17 protein-coding genes are annotated in these 21,115 nt (G+C 65.3%); 9 read left to right on the top strand and 8 right to left on the bottom strand.

Going from position 1 to position 21,115, the window contains the following annotated elements:
• Positions 1–3: 3 nt before the first annotated feature.
• Complete coding sequence (locus ACFU4Z_RS08925) at positions 4–1,257, bottom strand: DoxX family membrane protein (protein WP_379060848.1); 1,254 nt, start codon at positions 1,255–1,257, stop codon at positions 4–6.
• 532 nt (positions 1,258–1,789) lie between these two features.
• On the opposite strand from ACFU4Z_RS08925, the gene ACFU4Z_RS08930 reads away from it, so the two are divergent.
• The 4 genes from ACFU4Z_RS08930 to ACFU4Z_RS08945 are packed head-to-tail and all read left to right on the top strand — an operon-like array spanning position 1,790 to position 4,834.
• Positions 1,790–2,188: a molybdopterin-binding protein gene (locus ACFU4Z_RS08930; RefSeq protein ID WP_379060850.1), complete on the top strand. Its 399-nt coding sequence runs from the start codon at positions 1,790–1,792 to the stop codon at positions 2,186–2,188.
• 5 nt (positions 2,189–2,193) lie between these two features.
• Positions 2,194–2,979: a molybdate ABC transporter substrate-binding protein gene (gene modA, locus ACFU4Z_RS08935; RefSeq protein WP_379060851.1), complete on the top strand. Its 786-nt coding sequence runs from the start codon at positions 2,194–2,196 to the stop codon at positions 2,977–2,979.
• Between the two features lie 2 nt (positions 2,980–2,981).
• The gene (gene modB, locus ACFU4Z_RS08940) at positions 2,982–3,791 is read left to right on the top strand and encodes a molybdate ABC transporter permease subunit (protein ID WP_379060895.1); all 810 of its coding nucleotides are present in this window, start codon (positions 2,982–2,984) and stop codon (positions 3,789–3,791) included.
• A complete protein-coding gene (locus ACFU4Z_RS08945; RefSeq protein WP_379060853.1) occupies positions 3,788–4,834 on the top strand; it encodes an ABC transporter ATP-binding protein in 1,047 nt (348 codons plus the stop codon). The genes modB and ACFU4Z_RS08945 overlap by 4 nt, the downstream gene beginning before the upstream one ends.
• A 205-nt stretch (positions 4,835–5,039) precedes the next feature.
• Here the strand turns inward: ACFU4Z_RS08945 and ACFU4Z_RS08950 are convergent, their stop codons facing one another.
• Positions 5,040–5,405 carry a gamma-glutamylcyclotransferase family protein gene (locus ACFU4Z_RS08950; RefSeq protein ID WP_379060854.1) on the bottom strand — a complete coding sequence of 122 codons (366 nt, stop codon included), beginning with the start codon at positions 5,403–5,405 and terminating at the stop codon, positions 5,040–5,042.
• A 685-nt stretch (positions 5,406–6,090) separates the two neighbouring features.
• On the opposite strand from ACFU4Z_RS08950, the gene ACFU4Z_RS08955 reads away from it, so the two are divergent.
• Entirely contained in the window at positions 6,091–6,300 is a 210-nt protein-coding gene (locus tag ACFU4Z_RS08955; RefSeq protein ID WP_379060855.1) for a molybdopterin-binding protein, read from the top strand.
• A 67-nt stretch (positions 6,301–6,367) separates the two neighbouring features.
• Here ACFU4Z_RS08955 and ACFU4Z_RS08960 read toward each other — a convergent pair whose 3' ends face one another.
• Positions 6,368–7,900: a PucR family transcriptional regulator gene (locus ACFU4Z_RS08960; protein WP_379060856.1), complete on the bottom strand. Its 1,533-nt coding sequence runs from the start codon at positions 7,898–7,900 to the stop codon at positions 6,368–6,370.
• 195 nt (positions 7,901–8,095) lie between these two features.
• Between ACFU4Z_RS08960 and ACFU4Z_RS08965 the strand changes: the two genes are divergently transcribed.
• From ACFU4Z_RS08965 to ACFU4Z_RS08975, 3 genes are all read left to right on the top strand, one after another.
• A complete protein-coding gene (locus ACFU4Z_RS08965) occupies positions 8,096–8,884 on the top strand; it encodes an FAD binding domain-containing protein (RefSeq protein ID WP_379060857.1) in 789 nt (262 codons plus the stop codon).
• Positions 8,881–11,709, top strand: a complete 2,829-nt coding sequence (locus tag ACFU4Z_RS08970; protein ID WP_379060858.1) for a molybdopterin-dependent oxidoreductase — start codon at positions 8,881–8,883, stop codon at positions 11,707–11,709. Before ACFU4Z_RS08965 ends, ACFU4Z_RS08970 begins: the two co-directional genes overlap by 4 nt.
• A gap of 160 nt (positions 11,710–11,869) precedes the next feature.
• Complete coding sequence (locus ACFU4Z_RS08975; RefSeq protein ID WP_379060859.1) at positions 11,870–12,589, top strand: alpha/beta hydrolase; 720 nt, start codon at positions 11,870–11,872, stop codon at positions 12,587–12,589.
• A 236-nt stretch (positions 12,590–12,825) separates the two neighbouring features.
• On the opposite strand, the gene ACFU4Z_RS08980 is transcribed toward ACFU4Z_RS08975, so the two are convergent.
• Positions 12,826–14,229 carry a cellulase family glycosylhydrolase gene (locus ACFU4Z_RS08980; RefSeq protein WP_379060860.1) on the bottom strand — a complete coding sequence of 468 codons (1,404 nt, stop codon included), beginning with the start codon at positions 14,227–14,229 and terminating at the stop codon, positions 12,826–12,828.
• A gap of 167 nt (positions 14,230–14,396) precedes the next feature.
• Between ACFU4Z_RS08980 and ACFU4Z_RS08985 the strand changes: the two genes are divergently transcribed.
• Complete coding sequence (locus tag ACFU4Z_RS08985; protein ID WP_379060861.1) at positions 14,397–14,561, top strand: hypothetical protein; 165 nt, start codon at positions 14,397–14,399, stop codon at positions 14,559–14,561.
• 125 nt (positions 14,562–14,686) lie between these two features.
• Here ACFU4Z_RS08985 and ACFU4Z_RS08990 read toward each other — a convergent pair whose 3' ends face one another.
• From ACFU4Z_RS08990 to ACFU4Z_RS09005, 4 genes are all read right to left on the bottom strand, one after another.
• Positions 14,687–15,784, bottom strand: coding sequence for a serine hydrolase domain-containing protein (locus tag ACFU4Z_RS08990; RefSeq protein WP_379060862.1), 1,098 nt, complete (start codon positions 15,782–15,784; stop codon positions 14,687–14,689).
• 13 nt (positions 15,785–15,797) lie between these two features.
• Positions 15,798–16,421, bottom strand: coding sequence for a hypothetical protein (locus ACFU4Z_RS08995; protein ID WP_379060863.1), 624 nt, complete (start codon positions 16,419–16,421; stop codon positions 15,798–15,800).
• A 124-nt stretch (positions 16,422–16,545) separates the two neighbouring features.
• Positions 16,546–20,310 carry a DUF4062 domain-containing protein gene (locus ACFU4Z_RS09000; RefSeq protein WP_379060864.1) on the bottom strand — a complete coding sequence of 1,255 codons (3,765 nt, stop codon included), beginning with the start codon at positions 20,308–20,310 and terminating at the stop codon, positions 16,546–16,548.
• Between the two features lie 53 nt (positions 20,311–20,363).
• Positions 20,364–20,840, bottom strand: coding sequence for a DUF4231 domain-containing protein (locus ACFU4Z_RS09005; protein WP_379060865.1), 477 nt, complete (start codon positions 20,838–20,840; stop codon positions 20,364–20,366).
• Positions 20,841–21,115: the final 275 nt, after the last annotated feature.

Here is a 21,115-nt window from a genome sequence, read left to right on the forward strand (position 1 = left end):
GTCTCAGCGGAAGTACGGCTGCTCCTGGACCCAGTGGAAACCGCGGCTGCGCAAGGGGAATGTACCCAGATCTACCTGTTGCAGGGCGATGCTCACCGACCGGCCGTTCAGTTGTCCTGCCATGACAAGGCGATCCGGTGCGGGCTGGTCGAAAGTGAAGGCGCCCAAGGGCGTCGGCTGCGCGCCGGGTGCTGCGGGTAGCAGCACCAGGGCAATCGTGTGTGCGCTGGTGTCGACTATGGCGATCACCGGCACCAGCGTGCCGTCCATGCGCTGGACAGTCGCGTTCTGCCGATCGAAAACGACACGCTGCCAACGATTCTCATCAGTGACCAAGGCCGGGATCCGCTGACCGTCGAGGCTGAATTCCGCCACTGTCCAGATCCCGTACAGCGGTGGCTCCTTACTGCCCCCGCCGTGGTCACGGTATGCGTCCACGCTCGAGTACACGCCCGAGACGAGCAGCCAGATGCCCAGCGCGGCTTGTAAACCCACCGCGATCCGATTCCCGCGCACGGTGCGCAGTAGCGGGCGACGCGTCGAGCGATCGGCGGGCCGGTCGAGCACGAGCACATTCGCCAGCCTGCGCGCCTGCGGAGCCAACAGGATCGAGCACAGCAGCATCAGGTGAAATGCCAGGATCTTGGCGGGGACGTCGTAGGTCATGTTCAGCACGAACACCTGCGTCGTGCACACCAGACTCAGCAGCGCGCCCAGCGTTGTCGTTCTCGGGACGAAGAGCAGCAGTCCGCCGAGCACTTCCGCAGTGCCGAGCAGGATCTCGTACGGCTGCGACACCCCGACCTGGCTCCACAACACGGCCATCGGACTGAAATCCCCGTATGGCTCGAGCAGCCTGGCCAGCGCGGGCGACGGCATCTGGTTGGGGACGACTTTGGAAAGCCCGTAGACCAGCATCTCCACGGCGAGGCATAACCGGACCAAGAGCAGGAACCAACTGCTCAGCGCCACATAGTTCGGGCGGCGCCGATCGAGAACTGTCCATAGGACAGTCGCAATCACCGCGACGACCAGCATGCAGAACAGCAGCACCCACAGGAACGTCTGGTCACCGCTGATCGAATCCTCATGCGCGGCAGCGTCTGTGCCGAACACATGCTCGCCGGTCCATTCGACGAGGGGACGCCACAGGCGTGCCGGCCAGAACGGCGCCGAGTCCGGCAGTAAGCGGCCCGCCTGCCCGAGGAACTCAGAGATGATCCGGGGGTACACCAGGCAGAACAGCCCGAAGTACACAAAGCAGAACCGAAATATGATGCGAACGAACGGGTTCCAATGCTGGACGCTGGCATCGGGCGGCGGCTCGCCGCCTACCCGATCGGGGACCGATTCTGTACCGACCGCTACCACTCGCATCCTCACCCGTCTTCGCCACACCCCCGCCTGAAGGTATCGAACCAACCCGGTCCGTCTCAGGAAAACCCCGATCTCCGGTCAGCGGCCGCCTCGATGTTCCGATCAGGATCGGCCCGACGTCCAGCCCAGCCCCGCGCACGCGGATACGGCGATCGGCAGGCATCACCCACGCACCGCTCCCCGATGGCTTTCGGATGACTGCCAGGACCTGCTGCGCTCGTGGTTTTGCGTTGTCGAGCGATACGGAGCTGGTGGTCATAGTCGGGCCACCGGACACGGTGGCGCCGACCGCCTGCGCGGACTTCTGGCCGACTCTCACCGCGAGCGACCGGCGCGCCCGCATAGATGACGATCCGCCGAAGCGCCTGCATATGGCTATACATTCCGTGGATACGGCAATATGCTGCCACTCGTGTCGAATCTGCGGATCAGTGAAGTCGCCGTGCTGATGGGTGTCAGCGATGACACCGTGCGGCGGTATATCGATCAGGGCCGGCTGACCGCGATCCAACTGGAGAGCGGCCGCAAGGGCGTCAGCGGCCACGAGCTCGCGGAGTTTCTGCGGGCCAACTCCGAAGCGCCCGAGCCCGGAGCCACGGTGGCTGTCTCGGCACGCAATCGGATGCGTGGGATCGTGACGCGAATCGTGAAGGACACGGTGATGGCCCAGGTCGAGATGCAAGCGGGGCCCTTCAAGCTGGTGTCGCTGCTGAGCCGGGAATCGGTCGACGAGCTCGGCCTCGAGGTCGGCAGCGTCGCGGTCGCGTCGGTCAAGTCCACTCATGTTGTTGTTGAAATCCCGGAAAGTTGATGAGGATGAGGAAGATTCGTTCCCTGAGTGCGATTGCCCTGACCGGCACCGTCGCGTTGACATTGATCGGCTGCGGATCGGACAAAACGTCCGACCCAGCCCCCACCGACAAGATCTCCGGAACAGTGACGGTGTTCGCCGCCGCGTCGCTGACCGGGACCTTCACCGAGCTGGGCAAGCAGTTCGAAGCTGCGCATCCCGGCGTCAAGGTCGTCTACAGCTTCGGCGCGAGCTCGGCGCTGGCCGAGCAGATCAAACAGGGCGCACCGGTCGATGTGTTCGCATCGGCGGCGCCGAAGAACATGCAGCAGGTCCTCGACGCGGGCGATATCACCGCCAAGCCGGTGACGTTCGTGCGCAACCGCCTCGAGATCGCGGTCCCCAAGGGCAATCCCGGCCACATCACCGGACTCGCCGACTTCGGCAAGACCGAACCGAAGATCGCGCTCTGCGCCGAACAGGTGCCCTGTGGTGCCGCCGCCAAGACCGTGTTCGAGGTCGCCGGTGTCACCCCGCAGCCCGACACTCGCGAGGCCGACGTCAAAGCAGTGCTGACAAAGGTCACGCTCGGCGAAGTCGATGCCGCGCTCGTCTACCGCACCGATGTCAAGGCCGCCGGCGACAAGGTGGAGGGCATCGATTTCCCCGAGGCCGACAAGGCGATCAACGACTACCCCATCGCACCGCTGGCCAAGGCGCCGAACTCCACGGCCGCCGCCGCATTCGTCACGTTCATCGAGTCCGACGAAGCCCACACGGTGTTCACCAAGGCAGGATTCGACAACCCGTGACCTTGACGTCGGCGCGGCGGCGGGCAGCACGAGGGCGACGACCGCTCATTCTCGTGCTGCCCGCCGTCTGTGGTTTGGCGTTCCTGTTGCTGCCCTTGGCTGGGCTGCTGCTGCGCGCACCGTGGCACAGCATGCCCGATCGGCTTTTCAGTGCCGAAGTAGGTCAGGCGCTGCGCCTATCGCTGGTGTGTGCCAGCTTGGCGACGGTTGTCTGTCTCGTGCTCGGTATCCCTTTAGCGTGGCTGCTCGCTCGCGGCGAGCTACCAGGGCTCGGGTTCGTGCGAGCTTTGGTGACGGTTCCGCTGGTGCTGCCGCCGGTTGTCGGTGGTGTCGCGTTGCTGCTGGTTTTGGGTCGGCGCGGGATCGTCGGCCGCCATTTGTACGAATGGTTCGGCGTCTCGCTGCCCTTCACCACCGCCGGGGTTGTCGTGGCCGAAGCATTCGTGGCGATGCCATTCCTGGTCATCTCCGTCGAAGGTGCACTGCGCGGCGCCGACCCGCGTTATGAGGAAGCCGCCGCCACCCTCGGTGCATCGCGCTGGCTGACCTTCCGGCGGGTCACCTTGCCTTCGGTCATGCCGGGTGTGATCGCGGGCGCGGTGCTGTGCTGGGCCCGTGCCCTCGGTGAGTTCGGAGCCACGATCACCTTTGCGGGCAACTTCCCCGGCAAGACGACGACCATGCCGCTGGCGGTGTACCTCGCCCTGGAAACCGATCCCGAGGACGCGATCGTGCTCAGCCTGGTGTTGCTTTTCGTGTCGGTGGTCGTCCTCGCGGCGCTGCGAGACCGGTGGACACGAGGTGCGTTATGACCCTGGATGCCGAAATACGCGTCACCCGAGATAGATTCGAACTCGACGTCAGCGTCACCGTGGCACCCGGCGAGGTTGTCGCACTGCTGGGTCCCAATGGAGCGGGCAAGACCACCGCGCTGCGGGCGCTGGCCGGGCTGACCCCACTCACCAGCGGCAGTATTCGCCTCGACGAAAACATCTGGGACGCACCGCCGAAGCTGTTCATTCCCGCTGAGCGACGCGCGGTCGGCGTTGTGTTCCAGGACTACCTGCTGTTCGCGCACATGTCTGCCCAGGACAACGTCGCCTTCGGGCTGCGCGCCCGCGGCCAGCACCGCCGCGCGGCCCGTGACCACGCCAAGTATTGGCTGGACCGGGTCGGTCTCGCGGAACACGTACACGCCAAACCACGCGCGTTGTCCGGCGGTCAAGCTCAACGCGTGGCCCTGGCTCGCGCACTGGCGACCGACCCGCAGCTGCTGCTGCTCGACGAACCACTCGCCGCGCTGGACGCGAGCACCCGTTTGCAGGTTCGCTCCGACCTGGCCCACCATCTCGCCGACTACACCGGACACACGGTGCTGGTCACCCACGACCCACTCGATGCGATGGTGCTCGCCGACCGCCTGGTCATACTGGAAAACGGCGTCATCGTCCAAGAAGGACCGCCCAGTGAAGTAGCGCGCCGACCACGCTCCGACTACGTCGCAAACCTGGTGGGCCTCAATCTCTATCGCGGCACCGCCCACGGAAATACCGTCGACCTCGACGACGGCACGCTCACCGTGGCCGAACCAGCCCAGGGCGCAGTCCATGTCGCCTTTCCTCCAAGCGCAGTGAGCCTGCATCTCGAACAACCCACAGGCAGCCCGCGAAACACCTGGCCGGTCACCATCATCGGGCTCGAACAGCACGCCCACACCACCCGAGTCCGTCTCGACGGAAGCCCATCCGTTCTCGCCGATGTCACCCCCGCAACTGTCGCCGATTTGCGCCTGCAGATCGGAGCGCCGTTGTGGGCCGCACTCAAGGCCACCGAAATCCACACCTATCCAGCGTGATGCGCCCTACGCCACGTCGGGCGAAAACTGGTCCCAGTCCCCTCGATATTCGAAGTCGAAGATATGGAAACGCTGAACATTGCCGAGTCGGAACGCATTTCAGAGGCGATGTCGCACTGTTCGATAGCTTTCACAAGCTCGTCCAGCGTCACCCCGGCGCTCATTCACCAAGACTACCGTCGCACGGCGCGGCGCTGCGCGGATTTTACCTGCTCTGCGTTGTCTCGGGTGCTGCCGATGCGAGGACGTACACCCATGCCTGACGGCCAGAACCCAGAGGCAGCAAGACGCGGGTGTAGTCGGCGACCTCATAGGCGTCGGCGGCAGCCAAATCCGTTGGGGTAATTGCGAACACGGTGCCAGGAACCCCGGCGGCGCGGTCTGCGGGAAGCAGAACAGGGTGGCGTGCGCTGCCGCTGGTTGCGATCACCGCGGGATCGGTGATCGTCACCTCGCCGAGCTCGTACCCGGCGATCTCGTCGAAGTGTCCGTCGAGCTCACGTCCGAACACAGTGCGCTGCACCTCGGGCTGTCGCAGGGTTCCGTAGGAGAACAACCAGATCTCGGCCATGGCATCCACCCAATCAGATCTGCGCGGCGGGATATAGGTGACGTGGCTCTCAGTCGCGCACAACTACGAACTACGCGCGAGGAGGTGAACGTAATGGCGCGACGTGAGACGTGTGACCAGCCGGTAACAGGGCGTTCTTAGGGTTGGCTTCTGGTTGGTGTGGTCGATGGGGTCTAGGAGGGAAAGTCTGTGGCGGCAACCGATTCCAGTACAGCGCTGCGGCGATCATGATCGGTCCCGGTACCGGCGTCGCACCGTTCGTCGAACAACACCAAGCCACCGACTTCTACTACCGCGACGAACTCGACACCCTGCGGGAGGACGGCATCTTGAGTCGTCTCGACGTTGCGTTCTCCCGTGACCGGGCGCGCCTCGAACGGCGTAAGAGACCCAGTCCTGCGGAACAAGATCCCGATTGGACTCCAACTCGAGGCGAGCCTTGCCGATCGCTTCGTCCAACTCCGTGGGACGGGATTCCCCCGCAGCTCCCCGGCGCAACCCTCCACCGAACACAGCCTGCTCCGCCACCCGAACCTCCCGATCGGTCAACACCTCGACACACGTGAACTCAGCCCGCGCCTGCCTGCTGGCAGCAGCCTCCATCGGTAGCGGCGGGAATCACCCCAGGTCTCGGACCTGCGGCGCATCCCACCGACTGGGCGCATCGCTGCGTAGACTCGCCGCCATGCGACTGAGCACCCGCAATCAACTCGACGGCACCGTCATCTCGGTCACCCGCGGTGAAGCGATGGCTGTCGTACGAATCCGGCTCGACCAAGGCGATGAGATCACCTCCTCCATCACCCGCGACGCAGCCGACGACCTCGACCTCGCCGATGGTGCCCGCGTCAAAGTCCTCATCAAATCGACCGAAGTCACCCTCGGCGTCGAGTAGTCCCTGTCTGGCCGTGCGGTCTCGGCCGCTGACGGGCGCACTCAGGGATTGGCGACAACCAACCTGTTCAGGATGCGTGTCGGATCGAGTCGTCTGGCTCGGTGGCGGCGGCACTGAGTAGAGCAGCGCGCACGTCGACACGATCGGCGAGACTGGAAAGGTCACGGCCGGTGAGCTTTTCGATGCGTTCAATGCGGTAGTGGACGGTGTTGACGTGCAGATAGAGCGCTTCGGCGGTTTTGGTCCATGACCCGTTGTGGTCAAGGAACGCCGCCAAGGTTGCGCGGAGTCCAGCGTGCGAGGCGCCTGGTTCCAGCAGCGCGCCCAGAACCTGGGTGCTGTAGGCGGCGCGGACCGGCGCGGACACCCCGGCCAGCAGTTCATTCAGCGTTGTGAGGTCCTCGGCGGCGGCCACGTCTCGACCGAGCGAAGCAGCGGCTCGCTGTGCGTGATTCGACCGGACAAAACTGTCGCGGAGTTCTTCGGCGGTGCCTGCGGCCGACCCGACGCCGACATGGATGCTCGTCCCTGGATCGCAGGACTGCACAAGGTCATGGACAGATCGCACTAGCTCGACCGGATTCGAGATATCGCCGATGATCGCGACGGCCTGCGCGCCGTGGCTGCCCACGACAAAGGGTCGATCGGTGATGTGGGAGACCAACTCTCGTAGCGCCGCGACCGAATCGACCCGTCGATACGGCACCGTCGCGGCACTGATCACCCGATATCGGCCCTGTTCGGCCATACCGCAGGCACGCATCGCCAGCGCCAGCGATGCGCGCTCGGACATCGCGTCGTCGAGCTCGGCCAAGAGATCCTCCACGGCCAATTGCCCGGCGGCGTGGGCCTGCATCGATAGCTCCCGGTAGTGGCGCAGTACCTCGGCGACTTCCCGCAGCATCAGCGGCGGTGCCTCCCGCCCGACTGGCAGGTGCAGGTACCACGCGTCATATGGCGCATCCGCGGATTTGATCTGCTGATTCACGCTGTCCGCGCGCCGGAGACTATCGGCGATTGCAGCGGGAGCAGACTCGGACGCACCAGAGCAGCGAGCGATCGTCCGCCCGCTCGCGGTCACCAAGGCACACGGCAGGCCACCGAGGTATGTGGAGATCCGATCGAGCAGAACGTCCGGCGCCACCTCGTCGCGGACGAGCCGATGTAGCGACTGCGGAACGTTGTCGGGTAGCGCGAGATCTGTGGGCGAGCTGAGATCACTCCAGCGGCGCACGTAGATCGCATCGGTGATGGTTCGAAACGTGGTGTGAGCCGGAACCGCCACTAGCGCGATCTGCTGTTCCCGGCAGGCTCGAACGATCTCGGCGGGCACGCCGTTGTGCCGGACTACACCTGCGAGCAGGGCCACCGCGCCGGCGTTGCGCAGAGCTGCCACGAATTGATCGGCTTTGTTACGACCACCGCGAGGTGTCCACCAGACCAGGCCGCTGAGGACGACCTCGCCGGACTGCAGGTATGCCGTCGGATCCCGCAAGTCTGTGGCCGTCACCCCGGTGACCTCACGGCGCAGCAGCCCGGGATCTCCCCAAACCAGGTGCAGTCCTATCGATTCCAGATGAAGCAGGTCATCTACCCGCATGATCTGCTCCTCTCGCACGGTCCGCTCCGACAGTCGATCACCGCATCGTAGATCCATCAGCGGCCCGCGGTCTCTTGTGCGATCAACCGACAATCGCCGCCACGCGACCGGCTTTTCTGTGTGCCGCAGCCGATGGCACCGCCCTGACCACCGCATTGAATCGAATGCACCAACCCACGAGGACGGCGCCGAAGCATGGACCTGAACACTGTGGCCGAGGTGCGCGATGCCCGCACGCACTCCGGCTGGCTACCCGGTGACGCATGGCTCGGAGGCGGGACCTACCTGTTCTCCGAACCCCAGCCGCACTTACGCAGGCTCATCGATCTGAGCCGCACCGGATGGACGCCGTTGAAGTGGTTGCCGGGTGGTGATCTGGAGATCGCGGCGACCTGCACTATCGCTCAACTCGTCCGCTTCACCGGGCGCACCCTGTTCACGCAGTGCTGCCACGCGTTCCTGGCCTCGTTCAAGATCTGGAACATGGCCACCGTCGGGGGAAACCTGTGTAACTCCCTGCCCGCCGGGCCGATGATCTCCTTGACCGCCGCTCTCGACGGCAGCTGTCTGCTGTGGTCCCCCACCGGCGAACAGCGCCGCCTCCCGGTCGCCGAATTCGTCACCGGCGCAGGCGAAAACGCGCTGCGGGAGGGCGAACTTCTCCGTTCGATCACACTGCCTGCCGCCGCGCTCGCTCGCCGGACCGCCTTCCGGCAGGCATCGCTGTACGGCCTTGGTCGCTCCGGCGTATTGGTGATCGGCACCCACGACGTCGACGGCTCACTACAGCTGACCGTCACCGCCTCAACCACCCGACCGATCCTCGTCAGGTTCCCACTACCACCAGGCGGAGCCGAACTCGCCACTGCGATCGACGCAGCCGTCCCTGACAACGCGTGGTTCGACGACATCCACGGCCTACCGGAATGGCGCAAGCACATGACGTTGCGGTTGGCCGAAGAGATCAGGAATGAGCTGACATGAGCTTCGAGATCAACGTCAATGACCAGCCCTTCGGCAATGAACCCCGCCCCGGCCAGTGCCTGCGCACCTACCTGCGCGAGTGCGGCTGGTTCGGCGTGAAGAAGGGATGCGATGCGGGCGACTGCGGCGCATGCACCGTGCACGTGGACGGCGCACCAGTACACAGCTGCATTTATCCCGCGGTCCGCGCTGCGGGCCGGCACGTCACCACGGTGGAGGGCTTGGCGCGCGACGGGGAACTTCATCCGGTGCAGCAACGGTTCCTGGCAGCACAGGGATTCCAATGCGGTTTCTGCACAGCTGGTTTCCTCATGACCACCGCCGCCCTCGACGAAACCCAGCTCGCCGATCTACCACGGGCACTCAAAGGAAACCTGTGCCGTTGCACGGGTTATCGGGCGATCGAGGACGCGATCCGGGGCGTGGAGCACACCGAGGATCCAGAGGCGGGTGCGGCCGTCGGCCGCAACCTCGGCGCACCAGCGGGACCTCAGGTGGTTACCGGCACCGCCCGATATACCTTCGATGTCGACATCCCGGGTCTGCTGCACATGAAACTGCTGCGCTCACCACACGCCCATGCCCGGATTCTGCGCATCGACATCGAGGATGCGCTGCGTGTCCCCGGCGTGCAGGCCGTCTTCACCCACCGCGACGCGCCTGCCAAGCACTACTCCACTGCTCGCCACGAGCACCCGGACGAAGACCCCGCCGACACCCGCGTGCTCGACGACGTCGTCCGCTATGTCGGACAGCGCGTCGCCGCCGTCGTCGCAGACAGCGAAGCCGCCGCCGAGGAGGGGTGTCGGCGCATCGACATCACCTACCAAGAACTGCCCTTCGTCCTCGACCCGGAAGAGGCGATGCGGCCCGGCGCTCCGATAGTCCACGACAAGGACGCCGCCATGGCCCGCATCGCCCGACCCGAAAACAATGTCGTCGGCGAGGTACACGGCGAGATAGGCGACGTAGCGAGCGGATTCACCGATACCGCGATCGTCTACGAACAGACCTTCCGCACTCAGCGGGTCCAGCACGCCAGCCTCGAAACACATGGCGCGGTCGCATGGTTCGACAACGACGCCCGACTGAATGTGCGTTCCAGTACCCAGACACCGTTTCTGACCCGCCGCGCGCTCTGCGCACTCTTCGACCTTCCACTCGATCGCGTGCGCGTGGTGGCAGGTCGTGTCGGTGGTGGCTTCGGCGGCAAGCAGGAGATGCTCGTCGAGGACATCGTCGTTCTTGCCGCGCTACGGCTCGGGCAGCCGGTCAAGCTCGAATACACACGCGCCGAACAGTTCTACGGCGCGACAACCCGGCATCCGTTCATCATCCGGATCAAAGCAGGGGCACGCGGCGACGGCACGCTGTCAGCCATCGAAGCGCGGGTGGTGTCGAATACCGGAGCGTACGGAAACCATGGTCCGGCAGTGCTTTTCCACGCTGTCGGTGAATCACTGGCCGTCTACCGGTGCCCGAACAAGAAAGCCGACGGCTATGCCGTCTACACCAACACCGTTCCGGCAGGCGCCTTTCGCGGCTACGGACTAGGACAGGTCGTGTTCGCCATCGAGTCGGTAATGGACGAACTCGCCCGACGACTCGGCATCGACCCACTGACCTTCCGTGAACTCAACATGATCGGCCCCGGCGAACCGATGATCACACCCGGCGGGCACGAGGAAGATCTGCATATCGCCAGCTACGGGCTCGACCAGTGCCTCAGCATCATCCGGCAAGCGCTTGCCGAGCCGTTTCCCCCCGCTCCGGAGGGCTGGTTCACCGGCACCGGTACCGCGCTGTCGATGATCGCAACCGGCCCGCCCGGCGGGCACTTCGCCGATGCCCGAATCAGCCTGCTGGCCAACGGTTCCTACGACCTCGCCGTCGGGACAGCCGAATTCGGCAACGGCACCACCACCGTCCACCGGCAGATCGCCGCGCAGGAACTCGCCACCACCGCCGAGCGCGTCGCGATCCGGCAGTCAGATACCGATGTCGTACGGCACGACACCGGCGCGTTCGGCTCCACAGGAACCGTAGTCGCGGGTAAGGCCGTACTCCATGCGGCGGCAGCGCTCGCCGAACAGTTATGTTCTTTCACCGCCGCATATTTCGGGCTCGACCGCTCTGTCTGCCGATTGACCGAAACAGCCGTGCTCTGCGGCGAGCGCTGTGTTCCGTTGACGGAGTTGTATTCTTTGGCCGCCTCGGACGGCCGAACTCTCGCCGCCGACGGCCACTGGGGCGGCACCCCACGTTCGGTCGCGTTCAACGCCCAACTCTTCCAGGTCGCCGTAGACCCTGACACCGGTGAACTCCGCATCCTGCGCAGTGTCCACGCCGCCGACGCGGGCAAGGTCATGAACCCTATGCAGTGTCGCGGCCAGGTCGAAGGCGGCGTCGCTCAAGCTCTCGGCGCAACGCTATTCGAGAACGTCCGCATCGATGACCGCGGCGAAGTCACCACCGCAGCGTTTCGTCGCTACCGACTTCCCGCCTACGCCGATGTCCCACGGACCGAGGTCACCTTCATGCAAACCAGCGATGCCATCGGCCCCCTCGGCGCCAAATCGATGAGCGAAAGCCCGTTCAACCCAGTAGCGCCTGCCCTCGCCAACGCGCTGCGCGACGCCACTGGAATCCGCTTCACCGACCTGCCGGTCACCCGCGACCGCATCTGGCTCGCTCTACATCACAAGCACACCCGCACGGGCGACGAACAGGCAAGCAGCATGCGACTTCCGACACAACGGAGTGTTGAACCCAGCCCTCAGGAGCGGGCTCGAGGATGGGCGACCACCAGGAAGGGATCTTCCTGAGTCTCAACGATGTCGGCTACCGCTCGTCCATCTACTGGCCGCGCTGCGCATACGCTCCCACCGCAGGCCTGTCGCACGGCGAGTGTCATTCGACCACAGCGATATTCAGGTGACCATCGACACAGCTTAGCCTAACCTAATTCATGTCAGAATATTCCGCATGTTCTTCGATGGCGTCGGCGGCCGCGTGCACTACCGAATATGGCCGGTTCACAACCCTCGTGCCGTCGTGGTCTTCTTGCACGGCCTACGACAGCAGAGCGCGGACTACCACCGCTTCGGCCGGGCACTGGGCCGACGCGACATCGAGGTGTGGGCGCTCGACCACCCCGGTCACGGCCTGAGCGAAGGCGATCCCGACACCTTGGCACCGATCACCGATCTCGCGGCGAACGCACGGCTGCTCGTCGCACGTGCCCGCAGCGCGCACCCGGAGCCGTTGGCACTCATGGGCCATTCACTCGGCGCAGGCGCCGGTGTGATCGCCCTACAGTCGAATACCGAGGAAATGCAGTCACTTTCGGCGACAATCCTGTGCGGAACACCCCGCGATGTCGCGACGCGGAACATCGACATCCCCAACCTGCCGACACTTCTCTTACACGGCGACGACGATCGGATCGCGCCGATCGAACCCATCCGAGAGTGGGCACGGGCTCGCGGCAATATCGATATGCGTGAGTTCGCAGGCGCCGGGCACGACCTGCTGCACGAACAGCGCCACGGCGACGCCACCGAAGCCGTGATCAACTTCGTCCTCGATACCACCCGCTCAGCCATCGGCGCCGGCGGCGCTACCGAGGTCGATCGCGAGTACGAGGACCCCGAGTGGGCGGGCCGTCAGCTGGGCAACACCGCCGCAGTGGCCAGGGGCCACTAGACCGACATCCCCGAGACCGTTCCGGACAATCGGCCTGTCCTCGAGCGACGGAATACCTCAACCAGGGGCGCGCCGAGAGCGACCGGATCACGCCGTCGCGGCGGAAGCTCAGCTACTGGATCATGGCCAGACCCGCCGAACCTGATGCTTGGGCAGGAAGGACCGACTGATGCCGGGAGACACTCGACATCGTGGCGAACGCTGTCGGTGAGAACCTCAGGTGGCCTCGGTGCCGGTCACCGTCGCGTCACCGTCACCGTCACCGTGTCCTGTCCGGGGCTGGTGGCGAGTTGAAGTAGCCGGGCATCGGGTACCGACACGATATCGGCGCCCTGGATTTCGACCTGGTAGCCGTCGGGGTAGTTGCTCTGTGGCAGATATACCTCGGTCCGGGCATCACGGGGGAACGGTTGACCGGAATCTGCGCGGCGGGCGCTGTATCGGAGGGTGAACGTCCCAGTCGCACTGTCGTAATGCCACTGGAGCGGGGTGCCTGCGACAGCCTGTGGATATGGCCGGACGATCGCCGGGTCCATCAGGTTGGGGCCGGTCGGTGGCTCCTGGGGATGACCACGTGTCTGATCCTGCGGTTGGGACCAAAACAACCAGGAAGCCATGTGGTCGTCGAATGTATCGGTGAGACGAGTCAGCTTCGCCCAATCTTTGGTCGCGCCGAACTCGGTGATCAGCCCGACAACACCCTCGAGGTCGGCGCGAGCCAATCCGTTGCTCACGCAGGTGTCGATCGGGCCGAAGCAGTAGTCGTGAAAACTCATCCCCGCGTTCGGATCCCCCGTGGGATTCGGCATCCAGTCCGGCGTACCGAAATCGTTGGTGATGGACGGCTCGTAGAACAACAGATGTTTCGGGTCGACTCGGCGGATGGCGTTCATTACTTTTGCTTCGAACGGCGCGAGTACACCGCGCTCGAAGTGGGGGCAGCCCTGCGGAAAGCAGGTCGGGTATTCCCAACCGGGCCACGGCTCATTGATCAGGTCGTAGCCCAGCACGTACGGCTCGTCTACGAAGCTTTGCGCGACATGCGCCCACATCGCCGCATAGTGTTCCTGCAGGCCGACGCCATCGGGCGCAGCGTGGTCGTGCCAGAAGTTCGCCCACGTTTGATTTTGTGCGGGGCTCGTGAAGTAGACCAACGGAAATCCGGGGTCGGGCTGCAAGGGGAACCCGTCGGTGACCGTCGCCCAGTCGGGGAACCCGCTCCAACTCGCACCCACCGATGCGTTGAACGCGTCCTGATGGGAATCGACAAGGCTGTAGATGTCGTACCGGGCCAGCAGCTGCTGGGTCTGTTTGATCTGCGCGATGTAGTTGTCGTCGTAAACGCCGGGCTGCGGCTCGACCGCGTTCCATGCGAAACCCAGCCGCACCGCGTTGAAACCGCTCTCCGCCAGGAACTGGGCGTCGCTCTCGCCGAAACCTCCCGCTGCGGGGAAATACGGCGGGTACTTGTAGACCATATTCACGCCGTGCAAGGTGACTACCCGGCCCAATTCGTCGGTGAGCCAGCGACCCGCGTGCCCCAGTCCCGGAGCCGTCGGCGTCGCCGCGGCCGGTGTGGTCAGTCCCAGCAGCAAGATGACCAACCCGAGACACCGTGCTGTCGAGGACATGATGGTCATCGCGCAAACCTTTCGAAGAGTATGCGCCGACGGCACTTCTACGGCGCTGGCAACTACAGCGAGAAACGCTCCGATACGCGGCGGCCCTTACCGGCCGATCCGAAGATGTCGGTGCCCGGAGTCGAACCGTCCTATGTCCAGGTACATCTAGTGCGGTCGGACCGGCCGTGACCCGCGGGCATGCCTTGGTCCTGATGAAGTGGATCAATCCGAACAACACGATGGTCGAGACCACGGCACTGATGCCGAAATGCTATATATCGCTGGTCGGATTCGATCACGACACTCCGCTGCACACCGAGGAGGTCGCATGCCGCGACCAGTTCTCGTAACCAGTCGAATGTCCGGCCCGCTGTGGCTCGGCGGGACAACCGCACCGCCAGCCGCGACAGCAGCCCCGTGGCCGCCCAGCTCCCACACCACCGCCCCGTTACCTGCCCCACCTCGCACCCGAGATCTACCGGCTCGAAAAACCCTTCAGCACCAACTCGACCATGAGGTCACCGATTTCATGGGCATAGCCGTTCATGTTGCACAGCGCGACAACGCTGGTGTCGAACTCCGGCAGGTGCTGAACCATCACCTCACAGCCGGGGTCCTCGCCGGTGTGCCCGAATCGTCCGCCGCCGTGGAGGAACACCCCGTAGCCCACCTCCACACCGTCGCGCACCACGCAGCGAGGCGTGAGCATGGCGGCCCGCAACTGGTCACCCAGCAGAGTGCCGTCGGCATAGGCGCGCAGGAACCGGTCCAGGTCGGCGGCGGTGGCGAAGGCTCCGCCGTCGGGACCACCCATCGAGGGGATCGAGTAGATGTTCGACCGCCACGGCCCGCCCGCCTCTCGTGGCGGCAGGTAGCCGATGGCGACGTGCGAGTGCACCTCGTCCAAAGCGAAGAAACCGGTCGAGGTGAGGCCGGCGGGTTCGAACACGGACTCCGCGACCGCGTCGGGATAGGGCACCCCGGCGATCTCCTCGACGATCAGCCCGAGCAGGACAAAGCCCGCGTTGGAATACTGAAAGCGTTGTCCGGGTCGCCCATGCGGTGCAAGGTTCGCGAACAGCGAAAGCATGTCCGCCGGGCACAGGATCCGATAGTTCGGGCGGTCCGTCCATAACGCTGCGTAGTCCTCGCCCTCCTCGAAGTAGTCCGCGATACCGGAGGTATGGCTGAGCAGATGGTGGACGGTGACATCGGGGCGCAGCGTGGTCGGTCGGCGGCCGGCGGGGAGGATGTCGCGTACCGCGGTGTCGAAGGAGACCAGCCCGCTGCGGACGAAACGGGCCACAGCGACGGCGGTGAACATCTTCGTCACCGACGCCAAACCGAAACGGGTTTCCGTACTGACGGGAATGCCTTCGGACCGATTCGCCAGCCCATAACAACCCTCGAACTCCCGCACCCCACCGCGTGCGATTACGGCGATACCGGAATAGCCGCGCTCCTGCTCCCACATCCGCAGCCGGGCATCCAAAGTGTCCAGCGCCCGAGCGGTATTCGAGTGCCCCGCCTGGCTACGCCTGTGGGATTCCACGTTCTTGATGTGATCGGTCATCTGCCCATCCCCGCTACAGGCTATTCATCAGCTGGAAGGAACGCGCCAGCGAAGCGGTCAGGTCGCTGAGTACCCGGCGTTCGTCAGCGGTGGCGCTGGGCAGCACCGAATCGGCGAGCTGTTGCACCCGTGCCAGACAGTCGGCACGGCTGTGTGCGTCGACCTCGTCTGTCCGGTGCCCGGCGGCCGAACCGGCGGCCAGTGCCGCCGCGTACCGACGGCCCACCCGGCCCACTCCGAGCCGTGGGTCGACGCGAGCCAAGCTCCTCCCCTTGATGATGGTGAGATCGCCCGGCCCTCGACCGGCGGCCAGCAGTTGCTGCAGTTCTCCCATCGGTACATGATCGGCGAACATGCGCTCCGCCGCGGCCTCTCCAGTGGCAAATGTGTAGTAACCGGCCTCGGTACACGTGGCTATCACGCCTTCCTCCGGTTGGAGTACCGGCCACACGGCCCCGCGGTCGCGCGGGAAGCACGGACGGTACGCCAGTCGGTGCAACAGCGACGACAGCGGCGCCTTCCAGGAGAACGAGTCGTCGAACCGGTCCGCGATCACCGGGCGCACCAAGCCGAGGAGGCCGCCTGTTTCGACGAGGTGATGGTGGATCAGCTTCGCAGCGCGTACCACGGCCAGCACATCGCACACCTCCGGGCCCAGTTCGGGTGCCTGAATTATGAGGCAGCGCAATGTGTGTCGGTGGATATAGATTCGACGTCCGTCTGCGCAGCCGGTGCCAGGATCTCGGTCGTGAACCATGGCGTCATCTCCGGTACGCGAGAAGGTAGATCCCGGCGTCTCCGACGGCGCACAGGCAGGTACCGTCCGGATGCCAGGCGACGCCGAGCAGTGGCGCGGCCAGCCGCAGCGCGCAATGGCACCGACCGGTGGCGAGGTCCCACAGCCGTATCGTCTGATCACTGCTGACTGTGGCGAGCAGGCCGCCATCCGGCGAGAACGCACAGTTCTCGACCCATCCGGTGTGGCCCTCGAGCACAGTCTCGCTCGCACCAGTGGCGATCCGCCAGATTCGTGTCGTCTGGTCGTCGGAAGCCGTGGCCAGCAACGCTCCGTCCGGCGAAACGGCGCAGTGGGTCACACTGTCCGTGTGCCCCGACAGCACGGCCACCTCGGCCCAGTCGGGAGCCCGCCACACTCGGGCCTGCATGTCGAAACCGGTGGTCACGAGCAGGTTTCCATCCGAGGAAAAAGCACAGCTCTCCACCCACTCCTGGTGACCGGTAAGCACTTTCACCGTGCGGCGGGCATCGACATCCCACAGGCGGACTGTGCGGTCACTGCTCGCGGTGGCGAGCAGCCTGCCGTCCGGCGAGAAGGTGCAGCGGCGGATCCGGTCGGAATGGCCGTGCAGCGTGGCCCACTCGGTCCCGGAGTCGATGTCCCACAGTCGCGCCACACCGTCGCTGCCGGCGGTTGCCAGCAGGCTTCCGTCAGGAGCGAACGCGCAGTCGCGCACCCAGTCCACGTGTCCACGGAGCGTGGCCAGTTCGCGTCCGCTCGACACGTCGTAGAGCCGCGCGGTCTGGTCGTTGCCCACTGCGGCGAGTGTTTTCCCGTCGGGGGATATCGCGCAACCGTTCACCCTGGTGGACGAACCGCCGAGTACCAGCTGCGCGGTGCAGTCCGCCACCTGCCACAGCCGTACTGTTCCGTCGAACCCGGTGGTGGCCACCAGGTTTCCGTCCGGCGAGAAGTGGCACTCGCGGACCCAGTCGGTATGCCCGGTCATGGCGCCGTACTCGGTGTGGTCCGATACCCGCCACAGCGGCACCACCCCGTTTCCCGCGGCGGCGACGAGCAGCGTTCCGTCCGGGGAGAATGCGCATTTGCGCATCCACATGTCGGGTCCGGTCAGCACCGCCGATTCCGTCCCGTCGGCGCAGCGCCACAATCGGACGGTGCTGTCGTGCCCCGTGGTCGCGAGCAGCGCACCGTCCGGGGAGAACGCGCAGCCCCACACATTGTTGCGATGACCACGCAGCACCAGCTCGAGCCGGCCGGTGGCCACCTCCCACAAGCGCACCGTGGTGTCGAAACCGGTGGTGGCGATGCGGGTTCCGTCCGGAGAGAACGCGCAGTCGGTCACCCGGCCGGTGTGACCGGTGAGGGTACTGGCCAAGGTGCCGTCGGCGACCGACCATAGCCGGACGACACCGTCATCGCTGGACGTCGCGATTAGTCGTCCATCCGGGGAGAACTCGCAACTGGTCACCCACTCGGCGTGTACGAGGACGGTCCACAGCGTGCGGGTGGCCAGGTCCCACAGCCACACCCGGCCGTCGGTACTGGCGGCCGCGACCAGCCGGCCGTTCGGTGCGAAGACACAGTAGAAAATCTCACCGGCATGGCCGGGCAGTATCGAGCTCAGGGATCCATCCGCAGTGCGCCAGAATCGGATCGTGCCGTCGCCGCACGCGGTCGCGAGCAGCACGCCGTCCGGGGAGAACGCGCAACTGGTCACCGCGCCGACCGCCACGCTTGTGGTGTCCTCGAACGTGACCCGGTCGGGTAGCAGCCAACGCGGCTCCAGCCGGGGGGCGGGCAGGCAGGGCAGGTACTGGTCCAAAACCGTTGTCAGCGCGGGTATTCCGTGCACTCGGCTGGCCAGCGTCGCGCCCAGCGCGGTAGGCGGCGGTATCGGTTCCAGCAGACGGGACGACCGGTTGAGCACGTGGTACAGCGCGTTGGCGACACCGGAGTCCACCAGTGCCACATCGGCCGCGGCACCGATCACCGAACCGAGCAGCCGGGTTTTCGCCTCGGTCCAACGCAGGTCACAGACCAAGGCGGCCAGTTCGTCGATCAGGTCTGCCTCGGCGAGGTGGTACGGCACGAAGCGCCAGAGGTAGGAATCCTCCGCGGGCAACAGCCACCACGGCGTCGGTGGGGTCTGCTGGGACAGCAGCAATCGCGCGCGCACCGCCATTATCAAGCGGGCATGCGCGTCTCGCAGTTGCGCCGGACTGCGGTGCGCGCGCAAGTATGCCCGGATCACGTCGTGGATAATCAACCGAGGGCCAGGAAGGTCGAGCCGATAGTCCGCAACCAGCCCGAGGTTGACCAGCTCCCCGCACAGCGCATCGCCCCGACGGCCCGGCCACAGCATCTCCAGCACCGGAATCGGGATTTCCACGTCTTCCGGAAAGATTGCCAGATCGAGGTAGCGTCCCAGGTCTTCGCGGTCGAGCAGACGCAGGCTTGCGTTCATAGTCGCTTCGATTGCCCGCGCTCGCTCCGTGGACCTGGTGGTATCGAGTGCCGAAGGTCCCTGTTTCGCCAGCAGCCCCAGCACATCCGCGGCAGCATGCTGCGGGGACTCCCCCCTGGAAACCCGGTGGCGCAGCGCTCCATTGATCAGGTTGAGCAGCACCGGCCACCGGCCCGCCGCTCGGATCAACCCGTCGACGACGGATGTCGCGAGCCCGTCGATGCCACTGCCGACCAGTTCGCCTGCCTGCGCGGTGGACATCTCATCGACCGGAATGCTCACACAGCGGCTCGGCAGTATGTCTGGTATGCGGGTGGTAACCAACCGGGTGCATTCCCGCCCGCCATAGCGGAACGGCCGTAGCTGCGATTCCTCCCATACGTCATCGACGACCATCAGCACCGGCGGGCGCTGGTCGAGTAGCCGGCCCAGTTCCGCACCGGCGATATCAGGTTCCGAGATCGACGGCCGCTTCCCATCCAACAGATATGCGATGTCATTGATGCGCTCGGCCAGGTCCGCGCCGTGCACCTCCTGGCCGAGCGCCACCCACAGCAGCCCACCCGGGTAGCGCTGCTTTATTTCCGCTTGGTGGGAAACCCAATTGGCGAGCATCGTCTTGCCGAACCCGCCCGCGCCGCGCAGCCCCGTCGTCAACCCGACGTCGACAGGGCTCGGGGCGCAGAGCGCATCGATCAGCCAACCGCCGAGTTCCGGGCGTTCGACCATGCGGTCCAGCGGCGGCGCCATCCACGGCCGACGCGCGGTAACCGACGGGAAGTCCGAAACGTTTTCGGCGGCCAGGTGTTCGTTTCGGAGTTCATACAGGGCGTGCAGTACCGCCGCGCCCAGGTCTTGCGCCGACTCGAATTTTCGGACAATCAGTCCGGCATGTTGCAGCCGGTACCGGAAGGCATCGATATCGTCGCGGTCGCGATCGAGCAGCCGGACGGGTATCGGCGCGTCTTCGTGCAATACGAAAATGATCCGCGGGATACGCGCCCGCGTCGCGGCGGCGAACTCGAGTTCGGTATACGAGAGGTCCTCGACGGTTCCCGGTACCCGGCTGCCATACCGGAAGCCGATCAGACCCAGATAGACATCACATTCACGGACCCGCCGCTCGCAATACTCGGCCGGGACGTCGCTGGATGCCGCGAAGTGGCTCATATCGACCGGCCGCAAACCGGCCTTCAGCACCGCGTCGACAGCTACTTGTACGAACGATCGGTCCGCCGGATATCCGGCCATGTCGGAGGTATGGCTGAGAAATACCGACCCACCGGCACGGATGCGCATTCCATTGCCTCACAGAAGAACTGGACCCAGCGCCTCGGGACGCCCCCACGGGCTCAGTCTACCGGCGCCCGGTTCCCCGCGGCCGGATTCGACCGGTTCGGACCCACCCGCTCGACGGCCCATGCTCTGTTCTCCCCGGCAGTAAGCGCCTCAATCCGTTCGGCCAGTATCCGGCGTCGGTCCGCTCCGGTGTAGGGACCGGCTTCGGCCAGGTAGAGAAACCGCTCATGCCTGAGCGCTTCCGCGGCCGTACGAAAGTGGATCCAATTGGACTGCCACTGGAACAGCTGTTGCGCCCCTTCCCCGATGACCACCGCCGCGGCGACGATGGCCGTGACGTAGCCCGCCACACCCGTCGCCGCAAGCACCGGAACGATCGCACCGACCGCGATTTGACCGAGTTTTACTTGCTTGTAAGCCTTTTGGGCTCGCCGGCTCTTGTCTGCGTACCAGCGCACCTGATCCTCCAGACGCAACCAGACCGCGTCGCCCGCGCCCGAACTGCCGACCGGCTCGATTGCCTCCACCACGAATCACTCTTAACACGAAACCTATGGCCGCGATCGCGCATTCACGAAGAACACGCCCGCACCGACGACCAGCTGGACAACCTCGATCGCATACGCAAGAACGCCCAGGCTTATCAAGACGATCTCGACCACCAGCGCCCGGCCGCGATCTTGCCGCCGATGTCGCGGATGTGCTGTTGATCGGTCTCGGGCGTCCCGGTCAGGGCTCACGCAAGCCGGTCAGAGCCTGCCCGCGCAGGCACAGGTGCGGACGTCGATCCAGGCCTGTTGAGGGA

The organism is Nocardia sp. NPDC057440 (assembly GCF_042802915.1).
In the GTDB taxonomy this organism is placed as follows: Bacteria; Actinomycetota; Actinomycetes; order Mycobacteriales; family Mycobacteriaceae; genus Nocardia.

What these genes read in the sequence shown, in the direction of transcription:
- modA (WP_379060851.1), top strand. Translation starts at nt 2,194, where the DNA reads ATGAGGAAGATTCGTTCCCTGAGTGCGATTGCCCTGACCGGCACCGTC.
- ACFU4Z_RS08945 (WP_379060853.1), top strand. Translation starts at nt 3,788, where the DNA reads ATGACCCTGGATGCCGAAATACGCGTCACCCGAGATAGATTCGAACTC.
- ACFU4Z_RS08950 (WP_379060854.1), bottom strand. Translation starts at nt 5,405, where the DNA reads ATGGCCGAGATCTGGTTGTTCTCCTACGGAACCCTGCGACAGCCCGAG.
- ACFU4Z_RS08955 (WP_379060855.1), top strand. Translation starts at nt 6,091, where the DNA reads ATGCGACTGAGCACCCGCAATCAACTCGACGGCACCGTCATCTCGGTC.
- ACFU4Z_RS08960 (WP_379060856.1), bottom strand. Translation starts at nt 7,900, where the DNA reads ATGCGGGTAGATGACCTGCTTCATCTGGAATCGATAGGACTGCACCTG.
- ACFU4Z_RS08965 (WP_379060857.1), top strand. Translation starts at nt 8,096, where the DNA reads ATGGACCTGAACACTGTGGCCGAGGTGCGCGATGCCCGCACGCACTCC.
- ACFU4Z_RS08970 (WP_379060858.1), top strand. Translation starts at nt 8,881, where the DNA reads ATGAGCTTCGAGATCAACGTCAATGACCAGCCCTTCGGCAATGAACCC.
- ACFU4Z_RS08975 (WP_379060859.1), top strand. Translation starts at nt 11,870, where the DNA reads ATGTTCTTCGATGGCGTCGGCGGCCGCGTGCACTACCGAATATGGCCG.
- ACFU4Z_RS08980 (WP_379060860.1), bottom strand. Translation starts at nt 14,229, where the DNA reads ATGACCATCATGTCCTCGACAGCACGGTGTCTCGGGTTGGTCATCTTG.
- ACFU4Z_RS08990 (WP_379060862.1), bottom strand. Translation starts at nt 15,784, where the DNA reads ATGACCGATCACATCAAGAACGTGGAATCCCACAGGCGTAGCCAGGCG.
- ACFU4Z_RS09000 (WP_379060864.1), bottom strand. Translation starts at nt 20,310, where the DNA reads ATGCGCATCCGTGCCGGTGGGTCGGTATTTCTCAGCCATACCTCCGAC.